The 17,280-nt window shown below is 68.1% G+C and carries 17 protein-coding genes and 1 tRNA gene; 10 read left to right on the forward strand and 8 right to left on the reverse strand.

What is annotated here, in order from left to right; genetic code table 11:
• Positions 1 to 46: 46 nt before the first annotated feature.
• Together ABXG85_RS06195 and moaA are read left to right on the forward strand one after the other, a co-directional pair.
• Positions 47 to 122: transfer RNA gene (locus tag ABXG85_RS06195), tRNA-Gly, on the forward strand.
• Positions 123 to 213: 91 nt separating this feature from the next.
• Entirely contained in the window at positions 214 to 1,191 is a 978-nt protein-coding gene (gene moaA, locus ABXG85_RS06200; protein WP_353512854.1) for a GTP 3',8-cyclase MoaA, read from the forward strand.
• On the opposite strand, the gene ABXG85_RS06205 is transcribed toward moaA, so the two are convergent.
• A complete protein-coding gene (locus tag ABXG85_RS06205) occupies positions 1,169 to 1,999 on the reverse strand; it encodes a DMT family transporter (protein ID WP_353512855.1) in 831 nt (276 codons plus the stop codon). The two genes, moaA and ABXG85_RS06205, sit on opposite strands and share 23 nt — an antisense overlap.
• Positions 2,000 to 2,016: 17 nt before the next feature.
• Here ABXG85_RS06205 and ABXG85_RS06210 point away from each other — a divergent pair, with 17 nt between their 5' ends.
• The 5 genes from ABXG85_RS06210 to dusA are packed head-to-tail and all read left to right on the forward strand — an operon-like array spanning position 2,017 to position 5,822.
• Positions 2,017 to 3,009 (forward strand): polyprenyl synthetase family protein, encoded by a 993-nt coding sequence (locus ABXG85_RS06210; RefSeq protein WP_353512856.1) that lies wholly within the window; start codon positions 2,017 to 2,019, stop codon positions 3,007 to 3,009.
• A 7-nt stretch (positions 3,010 to 3,016) separates the two neighbouring features.
• A complete protein-coding gene (locus ABXG85_RS06215; RefSeq protein WP_353512857.1) occupies positions 3,017 to 3,208 on the forward strand; it encodes a hypothetical protein in 192 nt (63 codons plus the stop codon).
• A complete protein-coding gene (locus ABXG85_RS06220) occupies positions 3,196 to 3,786 on the forward strand; it encodes a hypothetical protein (RefSeq protein WP_353512858.1) in 591 nt (196 codons plus the stop codon). Before ABXG85_RS06215 ends, ABXG85_RS06220 begins: the two co-directional genes overlap by 13 nt.
• A gap of 1 nt (position 3,787) precedes the next feature.
• Positions 3,788 to 4,810: a 4-hydroxy-3-methylbut-2-enyl diphosphate reductase gene (gene ispH, locus ABXG85_RS06225; protein ID WP_353512859.1), complete on the forward strand. Its 1,023-nt coding sequence runs from the start codon at positions 3,788 to 3,790 to the stop codon at positions 4,808 to 4,810.
• Positions 4,803 to 5,822 carry a tRNA dihydrouridine(20/20a) synthase DusA gene (dusA, locus tag ABXG85_RS06230; RefSeq protein WP_353512860.1) on the forward strand — a complete coding sequence of 340 codons (1,020 nt, stop codon included), beginning with the start codon at positions 4,803 to 4,805 and terminating at the stop codon, positions 5,820 to 5,822. Before ispH ends, dusA begins: the two co-directional genes overlap by 8 nt.
• Here dusA and ABXG85_RS06235 read toward each other — a convergent pair.
• From ABXG85_RS06235 to glgC, 6 genes are read right to left on the reverse strand one after another with little or no spacing between them, the layout of a single operon-like run.
• Complete coding sequence (locus ABXG85_RS06235) at positions 5,727 to 6,362, reverse strand: tetratricopeptide repeat protein (RefSeq protein WP_353512861.1); 636 nt, start codon at positions 6,360 to 6,362, stop codon at positions 5,727 to 5,729. The genes dusA and ABXG85_RS06235 overlap by 96 nt on opposite strands.
• Position 6,363: 1 nt before the next feature.
• Positions 6,364 to 7,677, reverse strand: coding sequence for a glycogen synthase (locus ABXG85_RS06240; protein ID WP_353512862.1), 1,314 nt, complete (start codon positions 7,675 to 7,677; stop codon positions 6,364 to 6,366).
• On the reverse strand, positions 7,674 to 8,045 hold the full coding sequence (locus tag ABXG85_RS06245; protein WP_353512863.1) for a gamma-glutamylcyclotransferase family protein: 372 nt from the start codon (positions 8,043 to 8,045) through the stop codon (positions 7,674 to 7,676). Before ABXG85_RS06245 ends, ABXG85_RS06240 begins: the two co-directional genes overlap by 4 nt.
• Positions 8,045 to 8,719, reverse strand: a complete 675-nt coding sequence (locus tag ABXG85_RS06250; protein ID WP_353512864.1) for a response regulator transcription factor — start codon at positions 8,717 to 8,719, stop codon at positions 8,045 to 8,047. Before ABXG85_RS06250 ends, ABXG85_RS06245 begins: the two co-directional genes overlap by 1 nt.
• A 17-nt stretch (positions 8,720 to 8,736) precedes the next feature.
• Positions 8,737 to 9,423 (reverse strand): SagB/ThcOx family dehydrogenase, encoded by a 687-nt coding sequence (locus ABXG85_RS06255; RefSeq protein WP_353512865.1) that lies wholly within the window; start codon positions 9,421 to 9,423, stop codon positions 8,737 to 8,739.
• Positions 9,424 to 9,425: 2 nt separating this feature from the next.
• Entirely contained in the window at positions 9,426 to 10,670 is a 1,245-nt protein-coding gene (glgC, locus tag ABXG85_RS06260; RefSeq protein ID WP_353512866.1) for a glucose-1-phosphate adenylyltransferase, read from the reverse strand.
• Positions 10,671 to 10,738: 68 nt separating this feature from the next.
• On the opposite strand from glgC, the gene ABXG85_RS06265 reads away from it, so the two are divergent.
• The gene (locus ABXG85_RS06265) at positions 10,739 to 12,829 is read left to right on the forward strand and encodes an AAA family ATPase (RefSeq protein ID WP_353512867.1); all 2,091 of its coding nucleotides are present in this window, start codon (positions 10,739 to 10,741) and stop codon (positions 12,827 to 12,829) included.
• Here the strand turns inward: ABXG85_RS06265 and ABXG85_RS06270 are convergent.
• On the reverse strand, positions 12,826 to 15,132 hold the full coding sequence (locus ABXG85_RS06270) for a penicillin acylase family protein (RefSeq protein WP_353512868.1): 2,307 nt from the start codon (positions 15,130 to 15,132) through the stop codon (positions 12,826 to 12,828). The two genes, ABXG85_RS06265 and ABXG85_RS06270, sit on opposite strands and share 4 nt — an antisense overlap.
• Before the next feature lie 58 nt (positions 15,133 to 15,190).
• On the opposite strand from ABXG85_RS06270, the gene ABXG85_RS06275 reads away from it, so the two are divergent.
• Together ABXG85_RS06275 and ABXG85_RS06280 are read left to right on the forward strand one after the other, a co-directional pair.
• Positions 15,191 to 16,321, forward strand: coding sequence for a M24 family metallopeptidase (locus tag ABXG85_RS06275; RefSeq protein WP_353512869.1), 1,131 nt, complete (start codon positions 15,191 to 15,193; stop codon positions 16,319 to 16,321).
• A 26-nt stretch (positions 16,322 to 16,347) separates the two neighbouring features.
• Positions 16,348 to 17,280 (forward strand): ribose-phosphate diphosphokinase, encoded by a 933-nt coding sequence (locus ABXG85_RS06280; protein ID WP_353512870.1) that lies wholly within the window; start codon positions 16,348 to 16,350, stop codon positions 17,278 to 17,280.

Genomic DNA, 17,280 nt, shown 5'->3' on the forward strand with positions numbered 1-17,280 from the left:
CCGCAGGGTCCCGGGAGAGTAGGTCGGTGCGGGGGATTTTTCCCATGCGGGAGTAGCTCAGTCGGTAGAGCACGACCTTGCCAAGGTCGGGGTCGCGGGTTCAAGTCCCGTCTCCCGCTCCAACCTCACCCCCAGGTTATAGAACCTGGGGGTTTGTCTTTTTGTCCCCCTTAGGGCAGGGCGGGTGTAGTATAGTGGCCCAAAGGGGGCAGAATGAAGCTACTGGATAACCACGGGCGTATCCTCAAGGACCTGCGCATCTCCGTCACCCCCCGGTGCAACCTGCACTGCCTTTACTGCCACCCCTTGGGCCTCGAGGTCCGCGAACCCCCGGGCACCCTCACCGTGGAGGAGGTGGACCACTTCCTGGAAGCGGCCTCCCTGCTGGGGCTTTCCGCCGTGCGCTTCACGGGGGGCGAGCCCCTGGTGCGCAAGGAGCTTCCCGAGATGATCGCCCGGGCGCGGGCCAAGGAGGGGATTGAGGACGTGGCCATCACCACCAACGGCCTCCTCTTCCCCAAGCGGGCCAAGGAGCTGGTGGCGGCGGGGCTCAACCGGGTGAACATCTCCCTGGACGCCATCACCCCCGAGGTCTTCACCCGCATCACCCGGGGGGGCAAGGTGGAGCGCGTCCTGGAGGCCATAGAAACCGCCTTGGAACTGGGGCTTCACCCGGTGAAGCTCAATGCCGTGGTCATCCGGGGGATGAACGAGGAGGAGGTGGTGCCCCTGGCCGCCTTGTCCCTGGAGCGGCCTTTGCACGTGCGCTTCATCGAGTACATGCACCTGGACAACTCCGACCCCGAGGAGTATCGCCGCCGTTTCGTGAGCGGGAAGGAAACCCGGGCCCGTATAGAGGCGGTCTACGGGGCCTTGGAGCCCGTGCCCCACGACCCCTCCTCCCCCGCCCGGGTCTTCAAGATCCCGGGGGCCCAAGGCACCCTCGGCTTCATCAACCCCGTGACCGAGCCCTTCTGCTCCCACTGCTCCCGCCTTCGCCTCACCTCGGACAAAAAGCTTAGGCCCTGCCTCCTCACCGACCTGGAGATGGACATCGCCTGGGCCTTTGCCGCGGGAAACCCGGTGGAGGCCCTCATTGACGCTATCCTCATCGCCACCAACCGCAAGCCCGCCTTCGGCAACACCCTGCCCACCCTGCGGAAGCGGGTCATGCTGGGGATCGGCGGATAGCCAAGGAGGTGGCGAGAACCACCAAAAAGGCCCCCAGGAGCCCCGCAAGCCCCAGGCGCTCCCCCAGGAGCAAGAAGGCGAAAAGGGTGGCCCACACCGGCTCCAGGGTGTAGAGGATAGCCGCCTGGGGCGCAGGGACGCGGCGCTGCCCCCAGGTCTGGAGCCAGGTGGTGAGGGCGGTGGCCACCACCCCCAGGTAAAGCACCGCCCCCCAGGGCACCCCCTCCAGGCGCACCCCTTCCCCCAAGGCCCAAGGAAGGGCCAAAAGAGCGGTGCCCAGGACCTGGACAGCGGTGAGGGGCAAGGAGGGGTAGGCCTTAGCGTGGACCTCGAGGCGCACAATGTACAGGGCGTAGGTCAGGGCGGTGAGGAGGGTCCAAAGGTCCCCCACGTTGAGGGGCGGCTGTTCAGGATCGTAGGAAAGGAGACCCACCCCCAAGAGGGCGAGGACGGCGGCCAGCCATACCCCCCGCACCCGGCGCCCGGCCAGGTGTAGGAGAAGGGGAACTAGGACCACGTTTAACGCGGTGATGAAGGCGCTCCGGCTCGCCGAGGTGTAGAGGAGGCCCACCGCCTGGGAGGCGTAGCCCAAAAGAAGCCAGAGGGCAAGTTCCAACCCCGGGCCAAAGATGCCTTTGGGCAGGCGCAGGGCGAAGGGTAGGAAGAAGGCGCTGGCTACCAGGAAGCGGAGGAGCACGAGAAGGCTTGGGGCCATCTCCCCCACCGCCCCCTTCACCACCACGAAGGTGGTGCCCCAGATGAGGGTGAGGAGGTTAAGGGCAAGGAGGCCCGCGGCCAGGCCGCGCATGGCCTAAAGTGTATAGCATGACGCCCGCGCCAAGCGAGGTGCGCCAAGCCCTCCTAGAGCGCCTCCTCGCCCATCTGCACCACCCAGACCCCGATTACCAGGCCCTCCTCCAGGACTACCCCAGGCGGGGTGGGAAGATGCTTCGGGGCCTCCTCGTCTACTACAGCGGCCTCGCCCACGGGGCGGGCGAGGAGAGCGCCCTCCGCGCCGCCACCGCCTTGGAGCTCTTTCAAAACTGGGTCCTAATCCACGACGACATTGAGGACGGCTCCGAGGAACGTCGGGGCCGCCCGGCCCTGCACCGCCTCTACCCCACGCCCCTCGCTCTCAACGCCGGGGACGCCCTCCACGCCGAGATGTGGGGGCTTTTGCTGGAGGGGCTGGAGCGGGGGCTTTGGGACGGAAGGGTCCTCCGGGAGTTCCACGAGGTGGTGCGCCGCACCGCCTACGGCCAGCACCTGGACCTCTCCTGGACCCTGGCGGGGCGCCTGGACCTCACCCCGGAGGACTACCTGCGCATGGTGGCCCACAAGGCCGCCTACTACACCGCCGTGGCCCCCTTGCGCCTAGGGGCGCTCCTTGCGGGCCAGGACCCCCCTGGGGCCTATGAGGAAGGGGGGATCAAGCTCGGGGTGGCCTTCCAGATCGTGGACGACGTTTTGAACCTGGAAGGGGACGAGGCCTACGGCAAGGAGCTGGCCGGGGACCTCTACGAGGGCAAACGCACCCTGATCCTCCTCCGCTTCCTCCAGGGGGCAAGCCCAAGGGAGAGGGAAAGGGCCGAGGCCCTTTTGCGCCTTCCCCGGGAGGAAAAACCCGAAGAGGAGGTGCGCTGGCTTTGGGAAAGGCTTCTGGCCTCGGGGGCCGTGGCCTGGGCCAAGGCGGAGGCCCGGCAGCTTTGGGAGGAAGGGTATGGGCTCCTAGCCCCCCACCTCGAGACCCTTCCCAACCTAGAGGCCCGTCGGAAGCTTGAGGGGATCCTGCGCGCCCTGGTGGAGCGCAGGGCATAATGGGGCCATGCAGGGGGTACGCTTCAAGGTGATCACGGGGAATGACCAGGATATCTTCCAGGAGAGGCTCAACCGCTTTGTGGAAGATTTGCCGGAAAACGTGGTCCTGGTGGATGTGAAGTTCTCCGTGGCCGAGGGGCCCTCTCCCCTTTTCGCCGCCTTGGTGCAGTACAAGGAAGTAGAGACGTGGAGGGAGTAGAGGCCTTCCGCTTCTTCCTGGCCCTCCAGGGGGAGGCGAGCCGGGAGGAGGTGCGGGCCCGCTTTCCCGCCCTCGCCCCTCTCCTTAGAGCTTTGGGGGAGGAGCTTGTGATCCAGGGAGAAACCTTTCGCCTAAAGCGCCCCTTGCGCCTTTCCTGGTTCGCTCCCCTTTTCCAAGCGTTCTACCCCCTCCTTCCCGAAAGGGAGCGCCCCTTGGCCCTGGAGCGGCTGGTGGAGGCCGCCTTCGCCTCGGCGGAGGCGGGGGAGGAGCTGGTGGAAGGAGAGGGCCTCCTAAGGGCGGCCCGGGCCTTCCAGGAGGGGAGCCTGGCCCTCCTCCGGCAAGACGCCAAGACCGCCCTCCACCGCTACGGGGAAAGCCTGGGCCTTCTGGAAAAGGCGGGGCTTCCCTTTCCCGCAAGCGCCCTGGCCCTTTTGGCCCTGGCCCAGGAGGCCTTCCGCCCCGGGGGCAAGGGCAAGGAAACCGCCAAGAAGGCCCTGGAGCGGGCAAGGACCCCCTTCGCCGAGGAGATGGTGGCCCGCCTCCTCCAGGCCACAAAGGGGGAAGGCCAGGGCCCCTAGAATGGGGGGCATGGACGGGGGGCTTGAGCGGCTTTACCTCGCCCGGCCTCGAGGCTTCTGCGCCGGGGTGGTGATGGCCATAGAGGCGGTGGAGCGCTGGGCGGAGGCGCTGAAGGGGCAGGGGGAGCTGGTGGTCTACCACGAGATCGTCCACAACCGGGTGGTGGTGGAGCGCCTCAAGGCCAAGGGGGTCCACTTCGTGGAGGACCTGGCGGAGCTAGCGGAGCTTAGGCGGCGGAGGCGGCTTGCGGGCACCCTGGTCTTCTCCGCCCACGGGCACCCCCCTGCGGTGCGCAAGGAGGCGGCGGCCATGGGCTTTACCATCCTGGACGCCACCTGCCCCCTGGTGACCAAGGTGCACACCGAGGCCCGGCGCTACGCCAAGGAAGGGTACTGGATCCTCCTGGTGGGCGACTCCGCCGACCACCAGGAGATCAAGGGCACCTACGGCGAGGCCCCAGAAAGGACCATCCTGGTGGCGGTCCACACCCACGTGGGCAAGGACCCCCGCCTGGCCGACCCCCATACGGTGGCGGTGCCGGACCCCGAAAAGGTGGTGGTCCTCACCCAGACCACCTTGAGCGTGGACGACACCCTGGCCACCATAGAGATCTTGAAGCGCCGCTTCCCCAAGCTGGTGGTACCCGCCCGCAAGGACCTCTGCTACGCCACCCAGAACCGCCAGGAGGCGGTGAAGCGCATCGCCCCCCACGTGGAGGCCTTCTTGGTCCTCACAAGCCCCCACTCCTCCAACGGCATGCGCCTTTTGGAGTTGGCGCAAAGCCTGGTGGGGCGGGCTTACCGCTTGGAGCGCCCGGAGGAGCTCCGCCCCGAGTGGCTCCTGGGGGTCAAGCGCCTTGGCCTCACCTCCGCCGCCAGCACCCCCGAGGACCTGGTGCAGGGGGTGGTGGCCCGCTTAAGGGCGGAAAACCCGGGACTGGTGGTGGTGGAGGAAGGGGAGTGGGAGCACATCGGCTTCCGGGAGCCAAGGCCCCTTTCCCCGGAGGAGGTCTTGGGTGCTTGACCTGAGGCTTTCCGTGGCCCCCATGGTGGACCGCACGGACCGCCACTTCCGCTACCTGGTGCGCCAGGTGAGCCGGGGAGTGAGGCTCTACACCGAGATGACCCTGGACCAAGGGGTCTTGCGGGGCAACCGGGAGCGCCTCCTCGCCTTCCGCCTCGAGGAGCACCCCATCGCCTTGCAGCTTGCGGGCCGGAACCCCGAGGACCTGGCGGAGGCGGCGCGGATTGGGGAAGCCTTCGGCTACGACGAGATTAACCTGAACCTAGGCTGCCCTTCAGCAAAAGCGCAAGAAGGGGGGTACGGGGCCTGCCTCCTCCGCGACCCCTTACGGGTGGCGGAGATCGTTCGGGCCATGGCCCAGGCGGTGCGGGTGCCGGTCACGGTGAAGCTTCGCCTGGGCCTCGAGGGCCAGGAAACCTATCCCGGGCTGGCCCGCCTGGTGGAGCGCCTGGCGGAGGCGGGGGCGGAGGCCTTCATCGTCCACGCCCGAAGCGCCCTCCTCACCCTTTCCACCCGGGCCAACCGGGAGATCCCCCCTTTGCGCCACGAGTGGGTCCACCGCCTCAAAGGGGACTTCCCCCACCTCCGCTTCGTGCTCAACGGGGGCCTCCGCACCCTGGAAGAGGCCCTAGCCCACCTGGGCCAGGTGGACGGGGTCATGCTGGGCCGGGCGGTCTACGAGGACCCCTTCGTCCTGGAGGCGGCGGACCAGAAGGTGTACGGCCTAGGGAGGAGGCCAAGCCGCCTCCAGGTGGCGCAGCGGATGCGGGCCTATCTGGAGGAGGAGGCGGCCAAGGGAACCCCCCCGTGGGCCGTGCTGCGGCACATGCTGGGCCTCTTCCGGGGCAGGCCCGCAGGAAAGCTTTGGCGGCGGATCCTCTCCGAGGGAAAGAGCCTGGCCGCCCTGGACCGGGCCCTACGGCTTATGGAGGAGAAGGTAGGCCAAGAGGGCGAGGAGGAAAACCCACACCCAAAGGGGCACCCGCTTCCGGTGCACCCGCTTGCCGGTTAGGGGGTCCAAGGCAGTGGGGGGGGCCATCTTGAGCCGGGTGGCCCGCTTCATGTGGGCCACCATCTTGTCCAGGTCCCCCTTGCGCTTGTAAAGGGCGGCCAGGTTCTCGTGCAGAAGGGGGTCTTCCGGGGCGAGCCTCAAGGCCTTTTGGTAGAGGTCCAAAGCCGCCTCCAGTTCGCCCCGCTCTAGGTAAAGCGTCCCCAGGTTGGTGAGGGCCCGGTGGTGTTCGGGGTCCAGGGAAAGGGCCTTTTGGAAATGGGCCTCCGCCTCCGCCCGACGGCCCTGCCGCACCGCCTCCACCCCCAAGAGCACCTCCCGCTCCGCGGCGAAGAGGGGGTCCTCCAGGACCTTGGGGTCTTCGGCCAGGAGGGCAAGGCCCCTAAGAAGCCGCTCCCGCAAGCCCTCGGGGAAGCCTTCGGCGTAGGTCTTGGCGGCGGCGTAGTCCTTGGCGCGCAGGAGGGCGAGGAAGCGCAAGAGCGCCTCCGCCTCGCCATCCCCCGCCAGGGCCCGCGCCTTGAGCTCGTCCACCATCCCGTCCATCCTAGCCGAGGGCGCGGCGGTAGACCTCGAGGTAGGCCCTGGCCGCCCTATCCCAGGAGAAGTCCTTCTCCATGCCCTTCAGGCCTAAGGCCTCGGCCCCGAGCCAAAAGAGGCGCAAGACCCCGTAGAGGAGGCCCTCGGGGTGGAAGCTCTGGAAGAGGACCCCCGTCCTGCCGTCCTCCACGGTGTCCTTCAGGCCCCCCACCGCCCGGGCCACGGGGGGGGTGCCGTAGCGCTGGGCAATCATCTGCACCAGGCCGCAGGGCTCGAAGCGGCTTGGGACCAAAAGCGCCTCCGCCCCGGCGTAGGCCAGGCGGGCCAGGGCCTCTTGGTAAGCGGAAACGAAGCGGAGCCGCCCTGGGCTTTCCCCCTCCGCCGCCCGCAGGGCCCGGGCCAGGTCCTCCTCCCCCACCCCCTGCACGTAGAGGCTGAAGCCGAGCTCCTTAAGGCGGGGCCAGGCGGCGAGGAGGAGGTCCAGGCCCTTCTGCGGGTCCAGGCGGCCGATGTAGGCCAGGATGGGGGGCTTAAGCCCCGTTTCCCGCCGGAAGGCCTCCTTGGCCAAGGCCTTGCCCCCGGGGTCTTCCCGGGAGTAGGGGGCGGGGAGGTAGGGGTCGCGGGCCGGGTCGAAGGCCTCTGGGTCCAGGCCGTTTAGGATGCCCACAAGCTTCCCCGCATGCCGGCGCAACACCCCGTCCAGGCCCATGCCGAACTCGGGGGTCTTGATCTCCTCGGCGTAGGAGGGGCTCACCGTGGTCACCCAACGGGCGAAGACGATCCCCCCTTTCATCAGGTTCACCTGCCCGTGGTACTCCAGGGCCTCCATGTGGAAGAGGCTCCAGGGAAGCCCGGTCCAGTGGAAGAAGGCGGCGGGGTCCACCAGGCCCTGGTGGGCCAGGTTGTGGATGGTGTAGACCGTGGGGGTGTAGAGGGCGAGGAGGGCGGTGGTCCAGTCGTGGGCGTGGACCAGGTCGAAGCCCCGGGCCACCTCCTTCGCCGCCAGGGCGAAGCGCAGGTAGCGCTCGGCGTCGTCCGGGTAGCCGTAGACCCGCTCCCGGTCAAACCCCTCCACCCCGAGGAGGAGGAACCGCACCCCCCCTCCCACCCGCTCCCCCAAGGGCGCCCTCGCCTCCCGGCCGGCGAAGAGGAAGCGCACCTCCCCCACCCCTTGGGCCTCCAGGCCCCGGTGCCAGGGAAGGAGGACCGCCGCCTCCACCCCCAGGGGCCTTAGGGCCTTGGGCAGGGCCCCTACCACGTCGGCAAGCCCCCCCACCTTGGCCAGGGGGTAGGCCTCGGGGGCCACCAGGAGGACCCTCATGGGGGCCACACCCCCTCGGGAAGGGGAAGGGCCCCTTGGAGGTCCTGGAGGTAGAGGTAAGCCCAGGCCTCGAGGGGCCCCTCCGCCGTGTGGACCAGGACCCGCACCCTCCGGTACTCCTCCCCTTCCTCCTCCAGGGCGTCCAGGAGGGAAAGGGCCTCCTCGGGGAGGAGGAGCACCTCGCCATAGACCCTGCCTTCCCCCGGCACCATGGCGGGGTAGGCGTAGGGCCTCCCCTCCCCCTCAGGGAGGTGGTAAAGGCGGAACCCCTCCACGTACCCCGGGACCACCCCCAAAAGCTTCCCCGCCACCCGGGCGTGGTTCCGCTCCCCCCGCTTCAAGGTGCCGTAGACGAAAACCCGCTCCACTACTCCCCCAGGAAGCGGTACCCCACCCCCACCACGGTTTCTATGAAGCGGGGGGCGTGGGGGTCGTCCTTGAGCTTCTTGCGGAGAAGCCGCACGTAGGCGTCCACCACCCGCTCCGAGCCGGCGAAGTCGGGCCCCCAGACCCTTTCCAAAAGCTCCTCCCGGGTGTAGACCCGGCCCGGGGCCTGGGCCAGGGCGAGAAGCAAGCTCATCTCCGTGGCGGAAAGCCTAAGGGGCTCCCCTTCCAGATAAGCCTGGCGTGCCTCCACATCCAGCTCCAAGGGGCCGAAGCGCCGCCTCCCCTCCTTGCCCGCGCGGCGCAGGAGGGCCTTGATGCGGGCGAGGAGCTCCTTGAGGGAAAAGGGCTTGCCCAAATAGTCGTCCGCCCCTTCCAGAAGCCCTTCCACCCGGCTGTCCTCGTCCGCCCGTCCCGTGAGCAGGAGCACGGGGAGAAGGGGGTCCAGGTCCCTCAGGGCCTTGAGGACCTCGAGGCCCTCCAGGTCCGGCAGGCCCCGGTCCAGAACCACCAGGTCGGGCTTCGTCCCCTCAAAGGCCTCCGCCAGGGCCTCCTTGCCCGTGCGGGCCCAGACCACCCGAAGCCCCTCTTTTTCCAGGAACCGCTTCACCAGTTCCCCCACCTGGGGGTCGTCCTCCACCAAGAGAATCTGCGCCATAATCCCTTTCCGAATACCTAGCGCCCCAGAACCACCACCACCCCGGGGTACTCCCCCTCGGGCAAACCCAGAAGCCGGGCCACCGCCTCATCGTAGAAGGTTTCCGCCGGATAAGCGGCAAGCCCCAGGCCCACGGCGGAAAGCAGGATCAAGCCTGCGGCGTAGCCGGCCTCCAAAAGAGCATACCGGTATCCCCGAAGGCCGAACAAGGCCTCGCTCCTTTCCGGGACCAGGGTCAAGGCGAGCAGGGCCGCCGCCTTCTCCGGGGAAAGCCCCAAAAGCGCCTCGGCCCAGGCCCCAGGCTCCGCCTTGTGGGAAAGCTGGAAAAGCTGGTGCTCCTTGGGGAAGTAGTGGTAGACCCCGGGAAAGACCCCCTCCACCTTGAGGGCCACCAGGTAGGCCTCCACGGGGTAGGCCTCCCCGGCGGAGGGGAAGCCCCTTAGCCCCTCCCGCTCCGCCAGGGGAAGGAGGAGCTGGGAAAGGTCGTTGAGGGTGAGGGCGGCCCCCACCTCGGGCAGCGCGGGCTTGAGGTGGGCCAGGGCGCGGAAGAGGGGCGGGCCCCCTTCGCGCCGCCCGGGGGGAAGGGCCTGGGTTTCCAGGGGGTTGGCGTAGACCTTGGCCTTGGGCTTGCGCTTGAGGGGTAGTTCGTCCCCTGGCTGGAGGCGGGAAAGGCGGTAGAAGAGCTTGCCGGGATGCTTCTCCATGGCTAGAAGCGGTACCCCTTGGGGACCACCACCACCCCTTCCGGGGTCACGGTGAAGCCGCGGGCCCGGTCGGCCTCGAGGTCGTAGCCGATCTCGGTGTGGGGAGGGATCTTCACGTTCTTGTCGATGATGGCGTTTTTTATGCGGCAGTAGCGCCCCACCTCCACGTCGTCGAAGAGGACGGAGCGCTCCACCAGGCTATAGGAGTTCACCCGCACCCGGCGGAAGAGGACCGATTCCCGCACCGTCCCCCCGCTCACGATGACCCCGCCGGCGAGGAGGCTATTGAGGGCCCGCCCCACCCGCTCCCCGGTTTCGTGGACGAACTTGGCCGGGGGGCTAAAGAGGTTGGCGGTGCGGAGGGGCCACTCGGGGTTGAAGAGGTCGAACTCGGGGATGACCTTCACCAGGTCCATGCTGGCCTCAAAGTAGGCGTCCAGGGTGCCCACGTCCCGCCAGTAGAGGTTGGGGCCTTCCTGGCCGGGGATGGGGTTGCGGTGAAAGTCGTAGGCATAGACCCGGTACCCCTCCTTGAGGGCCCTAGGGATCACGTCCTTGCCGAAGTCGTGGGAGCTCGCCTCGTCCTTGGCGTCCGCCTCCAAAAGCTCAAAGAGGGCCTCGGTGCGAAAGATGTAGTTGCCCATGGAGGCCAGGGCCAGGTGGGGCTTATTCGGCAGGGGCTTGGGGGTCTTTGGCTTTTCCTGGAACTCGGTGATGCGCCACTCCTCGTCCACCTGGAGGACGCCGAAGCGGCTCGCCTCCGCCACGGGCACGGGGTAGGCGGCGATGGTGATGTCCGCCCGCTTTTCATAGTGGTATTCCACCATGTGGCGGACGTTCATCTTGAAGATGTGGTCCCCGCCGAAGATGGCCACCGCCGCGGGGGCATGGTTTTGCACCAGGTGCAGGTTCTGGTAGATGGCGTCCGCCGTGCCCCGGTACCACACGGGCCCGAGCTCCTCGTAGCGGTACATCTGGGCGGGCACCAGGAGGATGAAGTGGTCCTCCAAAAAGGCGCCGAAGCGCCAGTAGCGCTGGATGTGCTCGGTGAGGGACTGGGCCTTGTACTGGGTGAGGACATAGATGGCGTAGATGCCGGAGTTGACGAAATTATTAAGAACGAAATCAATAATTCGGTATTTGGCCCCGAAGGGCACCGCGGGCTTGGCCCGCTTGGCGGTAAGGGGGTAAAGGCGGCTTCCCTGCCCCCCCGCCAAGATCATCCCCAAAACCTCCACCTTGACCATGCCATCCCCCTTTGGGGGTAGTTTACCTTAGGCCCCAAGGACCCACGTCCCGGGTATAGTGGGGGCCGATGCGGGTCCTCCACCTCACCTGGTTCACCCCGCCCACAACGCCCAAGCCCGCCCCTCCCTTCTTCGGTCAGGAGCGGGCTCTAAAGGCCCTGGAAAGCGCCTTCCGCCAAAAGGGGCACGGCTACCTGGTGGGGCCAAGCGGCCTGGGGAAGCGCAAGCGCCTCCTGGCCTACCTCGAGGACAAGGCCTTCCCCAAGGAGGAGCTGGTCTACCTCCCCCTGGGGGAGGAGGCCTTCCCCTTGCCCCTGCCCCCCGGGGAGGGCCGGGCCTTGGTGGAGGGCGTGGAAGCCCTCTTCGCCGAGTTCACCCCCGCCCTTTTCCGGGAAAAGGGCTTCATCTACGCCAAAAGCCTCCTGGAAGCCCGCTATGAGAAGGAGGCGGAAACCCTGCTCAAGGCCCTGGAGGAGGAAGCCCGGGGCCACGGCTTCACCCTCGAGGAGGGCGAGGAAGGGCTTACCCTCACCGGCCAAGGCCCCCTGCCCCCCGAGCTTTCCGCCAAGCTGGAGGAAACCATCCTGGCCTACGTGGACCTGAGGCAAAAGGCCCAGGCGCAGGTGGCCGCCTTAAGGCGGGGCTTCGCCGAGCGTTTCCTCCTGCCCAAGGCCGAGGAGCTCAAGGCCCGCTTCCCCCAGGCCGGACCCTATCTGGATTGGCTTCTGGAAAACCTGCTACGGGCCGCGGCCTTGGAGGAGGAGGTCGAACCGGAAAGGCTCCTTCCCCGCCTCCTGGTGGAGGGAGGGGAGCGGGTGGTCCACGAGCCCAACCCCACCCCGGAAAGGCTTTTCGGCCACCTGGAGTACGAGATGCGGGAAGGAGCCCTCACCACCCACCTGGGGCTTTTGCGCCCCGGGGCCCTGCACCGGGCCATGGGAGGGGTTTTGGTCCTGGAGGCCCACCGCATCCTGGAACTGGGGAGCTACCCCCTCCTCAAGCGGGCCCTGGCCACGGGGGAGGTGGAGCCCCTCACCCCCAGGCCCGAGGTCAAGGGCCCCCGGATCAAGCCCGCCCCCCTTAAGGCCCAGGTCTTCTTGGTGGGCCCCCCCGAGGTCATCGCCTTCTTGGAGGAGGACGAGGAGTTTTTGGAGCTATTCCCCTTCCGGGTGGAGTTCGCCCCCGAGATCCCCTACACCGAAGAGAACGTGGCCTACCTCGGGGGCTTCTTGGAACGCGAGGGGGTCCACCTCACCCCCGAGGGCCTGGCCGCCCTGGCGGACGAGGCCCGGCGCATGGCGGGCCACCAAGAACGCCTGGATGCCCGCCTTTACCGCCTCCTGGACCTGGCCAAGGAGGCGGAGGCCCAGGGGAGGCCCCTGGACCGAAAGCGGGTGGCCCAGGCGGTGCGGGCCCGGGAAGAACGGTACGGGCTGGAGGAGGAACTCTACCTGCAGGACCTTAAAGAGGGCGTGGTGGCCCTGGAGGTGAAGGGGGAGCGGGTGGGGGAGGTGAACGGGCTCGTGGTGGTGGAAGGCCCCGTGCCCACAGGCCGCCCCGTGCGCATCACCGCCCAAGCTGGCCCCGGGCGGGAAGGGATCCTTTCCATAGACCGGGAGGTGGGGCTGGGTGGCCAGGTCTTCCACAAGGCGGTCCTCACCCTGGCCGGCTACCTGCGGGGCACCTACGCCCAGATCGGGGCCCTTTCCGCCACGGTGAGCCTGGTCTTCGAGCAAAGCTACGGCGGCATCGAGGGGGACTCCGCCGGGCTCGCCGAGCTTTTGGCGGTGCTCTCCGCCCTCTCGGGCCTCCCCTTAAGGCAGGACCTGGCGGTGACCGGGGCCATCGACCAGACGGGGCGGGTCCTGGCGGTGGGCCGGGTGGCGGAGAAGGTGGAGGGCTTCTTCCGCGTCTGCCAGGCCCTGGGGCTTTCGGGCACCCAAGGGGTGGTCCTGCCCCGGGCCAACCTCCCCCACCTCACCCTGCGGGAAGAGGTGGTGGAGGCGGCGGAAAAGGGGCGCTTCCACCTTTACGCCGTGGAGCAGGTGGACGAGGCCCTCGAGCTCCTCTTCGGCCGCAAGGCCTACTGGGTGCACGAAAAGGTGCGGGAAACCCTGGCCCACTTCCAAAGCCTGGAAAACGGGGAGGAAAAGGGCTAGCGGCCAGGCTCCAGGAGGAGAAGCCGCCCCTCTCCGGCGAAGGTCATGGGCAGGTAGTCCCCCTTGGCCCAAAGGGGAAGGAGGTCGGCGTAATGGGGGGAGAGGAAGTGGCCCGACTGGCCCATGGGGTGGACGAAGAGGGAGCGCTCGGGCTCGGCCAGGTCCACGATCTGGCGGTAGCTCGGGCCCTTGTCCATGGCGAGGGTCCGGGGGTCAAAGGGGCCCACGTTCACCGTGTACCGGTCCCCGCCAAAGGCCACCTGGCGGTCGGAAAGGCGCTTTAGGGGGGTGTGGGTGAGGACGGGGTGGCGGAAGGTGGCCCGGTGGACCTCGCCCCAGGTCCGGACCCGAAGCCCTTCCCTGCGGTCCAAGGCCCTTTCCAAGGCCAAGGCGGCGTAGTCCAGGCAGGTTTCCGGGTACTCGGTTTCCGGCTGGTCGCAGTTCCTGTCCCCCTCCTTCATGGCCTTGAGCAGGTAGCGGGGCTCGTCCCAGTACTCCTCCCCCACCTCCCTGGCGGGAAGCCGGGTGAGCTCGGCGTACCAGAGGGCGAAGACCAAAGCCTCCTCCGAGGAGGGGGCCATGGTGCCGTCCCAGGCGAGAAGCCGTTCCCGCCACGCCCCGCTCCGCTCCGAAAGGGGGGTAAGGAGGGAAAGGACGGGGCGGAAGTCGCGGAAAAGGAGGCTCGTCTGGTCCTGTTGGATGGCCTTCATGTCCGCCAGGGTGAGCTTCTCCTTGGCCCGCAGAAGCTCTAGGATGCGCTCCGCCCGGTAGGGCTCGGCCCAGTCGTAGGTAAGGGCGTAGGGGAAGCCTTCAGGGGTCACCTTGTGGTTGGCGGTGACCAGGAGGCCCTCCTTGGGGTTTAGGACCTGGGGCCATTCCTCGGGCCTGCGGTAGCCCAACCAGTCCCAGTTCCCGTCCCCCGGCACCGGGACCATGCCCGTGTGCCCCTCCTTGCGGATGGGAAACTTCCCCGGGGCGATGTAGCCGATGTTGCCCTCGGTATCGGCGTAGACGAAGTTTTGGCTGGGGGCGGAGTAATGGGTCAGGGCTTTTCTGAACTCGTCCCAATTGGTGGCCCGGTTGAGGCCCAGATAGGCCATCAGGATGTGGTCCTCAGGGTCCAGGCTCACCCAGCGGAGGGCCATGGGGGTCTTGGGGGGGTCTTTCAGGGCATCCGTGATCACGGGGCCGTAGAGGGTTTCCCGCACCTTGAGCCGCTCCTCCTTGCCCCCCTTGACCCGGATCACCTCCTCCCGCACCCGGTAGGGGACCACCTGGCCCCGGTAGCGGTAGCCCCCGCTCCCCACCTCCTCCAGGAGGTAGAGGTCCTGCACGTCCGCCCCCACGTTGGTCACCCCCCAGGCGATGCGCTGGTTGCGGCCGATGACGATGCCGGGAACCCCGGGCAAGGAGGCGCCCACGGCCCGGTAACCCGGGGCCTCGAGGGCCATGAGGAACCACAGGGAAGGGGCCTGAAGGCCCAGGTGGGGGTCGTCCGCCAAGAAGGGCTTTCCCGTGGCGGTGCGGCTTCCCGCAACCACCCAGTTGTTGCTGGCCTCCAGAAAGCGGGGCGGGGCCATGCGGAGGAGGGCACTTGGGGCTTCCTCCCGCTTTAGGGGAAGCCTGAGGTCCTCGGCGCTCAGGATGGTGGGGGCGTCCTCGGGGTAGGGAGGCATGAGCTCCAAAAGCCTTTCTGGGCTGATCCCCCGGGCCAGGAGGCGGTGGCGGAGAAGCTCCTCCTCCCAGTTCCCGGAAAGGTCAAAGCTCATCATCTTGGCCCAAACCAAGACGTCGGGCCCGGTCCAGGGCTCGGGGCGGAAGCCCAAAAGGGTGAACTCGGGGGGCAGGGGGCCCCCCAGGGCCAAGAAGGCGTTGACCCCGGCGGCGTAGGCGTCCACCGCCCCCTTCTCCTCGGGGTAGAGCCGCTCGTAAGCGCTTTGCGCCGCCCGGTAGAAGCCAAAGGTGCGCAGGAAGCGGTCCTGGGCCAGGGTGGCCTCCCCCAGGACCTCGCTCAGGCGCCCCTGGCCCACCCGCCTTTGGAACTCCATCTGCCAAAGCCTTTCTTGGGCGTGGACGAAGCCTTGGGCGAAGAAGAGGTCCTCTAGGCTTGCCGCCTTAATCCGCACCACCCCGTGCCGGTCCCGCACCACCTCCACCGGGGCGGAAAGCCCCTTGAGGGCCAAGCGCCCTTCGCTCTTGGGCAAGGAGGCCCGCAGGTAGACCACCCCCCCGATTCCCCCCAAAAGCCCCAGGGCTACCAGGCCCACCCCAAGCCAGGCCAACCCCCGCAGGAAACGTTTCATACTTGGCGGCCAGCATACCACACTTCCCAAAACCCGCCCAAGGCGGGAGGATAGGGGCATGGAACTCACCCGCATCCAGGAGGTCCTACGGGAGGAGAAGCTGGATGGCTGGCTCCTGTACTCCTTTGGCCGGAGCAACCCGGTGGCCCTGGAGGTCCTGGGCCTGGGTGCCCTCCACCTCACCCGCCGCCTGGCCTACTTCCTCCCCCAGGAAGGGGAGCCCACCCTCCTCTGCCACGCCATAGAGGCAAGCCTCTTCCCCTCCTTGCCGGGGAGGCGGGTCTCCTACCACACCTGGCAGAGCTTTTCGGAAGGGCTATCCCAAGCCCTGGCCGGGGCCCGGCGGGTGGCCCTAGAGTATGTGCCCGGAGGGGCCATCCCCTACCTCTCCCGGGTGGACGGGGGTACGCTAGACCTCCTTCGGGGCATGGGGCTGGAACTCGCCTCCTCCTGGCCCCTTCTCCTCCTCTTTCAGACCTGGGGGGAGGAAAAGCTCCAAAGCCACCGCCGGGCGGCTGCGGGGCTGGTGGCGGCCAAGGAGCTGGCCCTGGCGTTCCTCCGGGAGCATCCCGAGGCCACGGAAAGGGCAGCGCAAGGGGTCCTCGCCCAGGCCCTCGAGGCCAGGGGCCTCACCTTTGACCATCCCCCCATGGTGGCCTTCGGGGAACACGCCGCCAACCCCCACCACGCCCCCGCAGAAAGGCCCCTTAGGGAGGGGGACGTGGTCCTGTTGGACCTATGGGCCAAGGAGCCCGGGGGGGTTTACGCCGATTTGACCTGGATGGCGGAACGCCGGGCCCCGGAGGCGGCCCACCGGGCCTTCCAAAGCGTGGCGGCGGCGCGGGACGCCGCCCTCCGCTTCGTGGCGGAGGCCTACCAGAAGGGGCGCTACCCCAAGGGCTTTGAGGTGGACCGGGTGGCCCGCCAGGTTTTGGTGGAGGCAGGCTACGGGGCCTACCTGCGCCACCGCACCGGGCACAACCTGGGGGAGGAGGTGCACGGCACCGGGCCCCACCTGGACGACCTGGAAACCCACGACTTCCGCCCCTTGGTGCCGGGGCTTGCCTTTACCGTGGAGCCCGGGGTCTACCTGGAAACCTTCGGGGTGCGCACCGAGGTGGACGTCTACCTGCACCCCACAGGGCCCGAGGTGACCACCCCTTTGCAGCAGGAGCTTACCCCGCTTTAGGGGGGCATGGTATCTTGGGGGACGGCATGGACCGCCCCCTCCTGATCTTTTCCGGCCAGTCCAACCGCGCTTTGGCCCAGGCCATCGCCGAGGCCCTGGGCCTTCCCCTAGGCAAAAGCACCACCCTCCGCTTCGCCAACGATAACCTCTTCGTGCGTTACGAGGAAAGCCTCCGGGAAGGCGACGTCTTCATCGTCCAGTCCCTCACCCCGCCGGTGCAGGACCACCTGATGGAGCTCCTCATGATGATCGACGCCGCCAAGGGGGCGAGCGCCGCCCGGGTCACCGCGGTGATCCCCTACTTCTCCTACGCCCGTAGCGACAAGAAGGACGCTCCCCGCATCTCCATCGCCGCCCGGCTCATCGCCGACCTCCTGCAGACGGCGGGAGCGGACCGGGTCCTCACCATGACCCTCCACTCCCCCCAGGTCCACGGCTTCTTCAAGATCCCCGTGGACCACCTCTCCGCCGAACCGGTGATCGCCAACCACTTCGCCACCCGGGTGGACCTGGAAAACGCCGTGGTGGTGGCGCCAGACGCCGGGGACATCAAGCGGGCCAGCTCCCTGGCCCGCAGGCTCGGCCTCCCCTTGGCCTTCATCGACAAGGAACGGGTTTCCGACACGGAGGTGCGGGTCCGGATGCTGGTGGGGGAGGTGGAGGGCAAGACCGCCCTCATCGTGGACGACGAAATCTCCACGGCAGGAAGCCTGGTGGAGGCGGTGGAGGCCCTCCTCCAGGCGGGGGCCAAGGAGGTCTACGCCGCCGCCACCCACGGGGTCTACGTGGGCCCCGCCCTGGAGCGCATCGCCAAGAGCCCAGTGAAGGAGGTGGCGGCCACGGACACCTGCCCCCCCAAGGAGGGCCCCAAGCTCAAAACCCTCACCGTGGCCCCCCTCTTCGCCGAGGCCATCTGGCGCATCCACCGGGGCGAGTCCGTGTCCAGCCTCTTCACCTAG

It is taken from the genome of Thermus sp. LT1-2-5, assembly GCF_040363165.1.
GTDB lineage: Bacteria > Deinococcota > Deinococci > Deinococcales > Thermaceae > Thermus.

Bases quoted from the DNA above. Each gene is read 5' to 3' on its own strand.
- moaA (WP_353512854.1), top strand. From the start codon at position 214: ATGAAGCTACTGGATAACCACGGGCGTATCCTCAAGGACCTGCGCATC.
- ABXG85_RS06205 (WP_353512855.1), bottom strand. From the start codon at position 1,999: ATGCGCGGCCTGGCCGCGGGCCTCCTTGCCCTTAACCTCCTCACCCTC.
- ABXG85_RS06210 (WP_353512856.1), top strand. From the start codon at position 2,017: ATGACGCCCGCGCCAAGCGAGGTGCGCCAAGCCCTCCTAGAGCGCCTC.
- ABXG85_RS06215 (WP_353512857.1), top strand. From the start codon at position 3,017: ATGCAGGGGGTACGCTTCAAGGTGATCACGGGGAATGACCAGGATATC.
- ispH (WP_353512859.1), top strand. From the start codon at position 3,788: ATGGGGGGCATGGACGGGGGGCTTGAGCGGCTTTACCTCGCCCGGCCT.
- ABXG85_RS06235 (WP_353512861.1), bottom strand. From the start codon at position 6,362: ATGGACGGGATGGTGGACGAGCTCAAGGCGCGGGCCCTGGCGGGGGAT.
- ABXG85_RS06240 (WP_353512862.1), bottom strand. From the start codon at position 7,677: ATGAGGGTCCTCCTGGTGGCCCCCGAGGCCTACCCCCTGGCCAAGGTG.
- ABXG85_RS06250 (WP_353512864.1), bottom strand. From the start codon at position 8,719: ATGGCGCAGATTCTCTTGGTGGAGGACGACCCCCAGGTGGGGGAACTG.
- ABXG85_RS06255 (WP_353512865.1), bottom strand. From the start codon at position 9,423: ATGGAGAAGCATCCCGGCAAGCTCTTCTACCGCCTTTCCCGCCTCCAG.
- glgC (WP_353512866.1), bottom strand. From the start codon at position 10,670: ATGGTCAAGGTGGAGGTTTTGGGGATGATCTTGGCGGGGGGGCAGGGA.
- ABXG85_RS06265 (WP_353512867.1), top strand. From the start codon at position 10,739: ATGCGGGTCCTCCACCTCACCTGGTTCACCCCGCCCACAACGCCCAAG.
- ABXG85_RS06270 (WP_353512868.1), bottom strand. From the start codon at position 15,132: ATGAAACGTTTCCTGCGGGGGTTGGCCTGGCTTGGGGTGGGCCTGGTA.
- ABXG85_RS06275 (WP_353512869.1), top strand. From the start codon at position 15,191: ATGGAACTCACCCGCATCCAGGAGGTCCTACGGGAGGAGAAGCTGGAT.
- ABXG85_RS06280 (WP_353512870.1), top strand. From the start codon at position 16,348: ATGGACCGCCCCCTCCTGATCTTTTCCGGCCAGTCCAACCGCGCTTTG.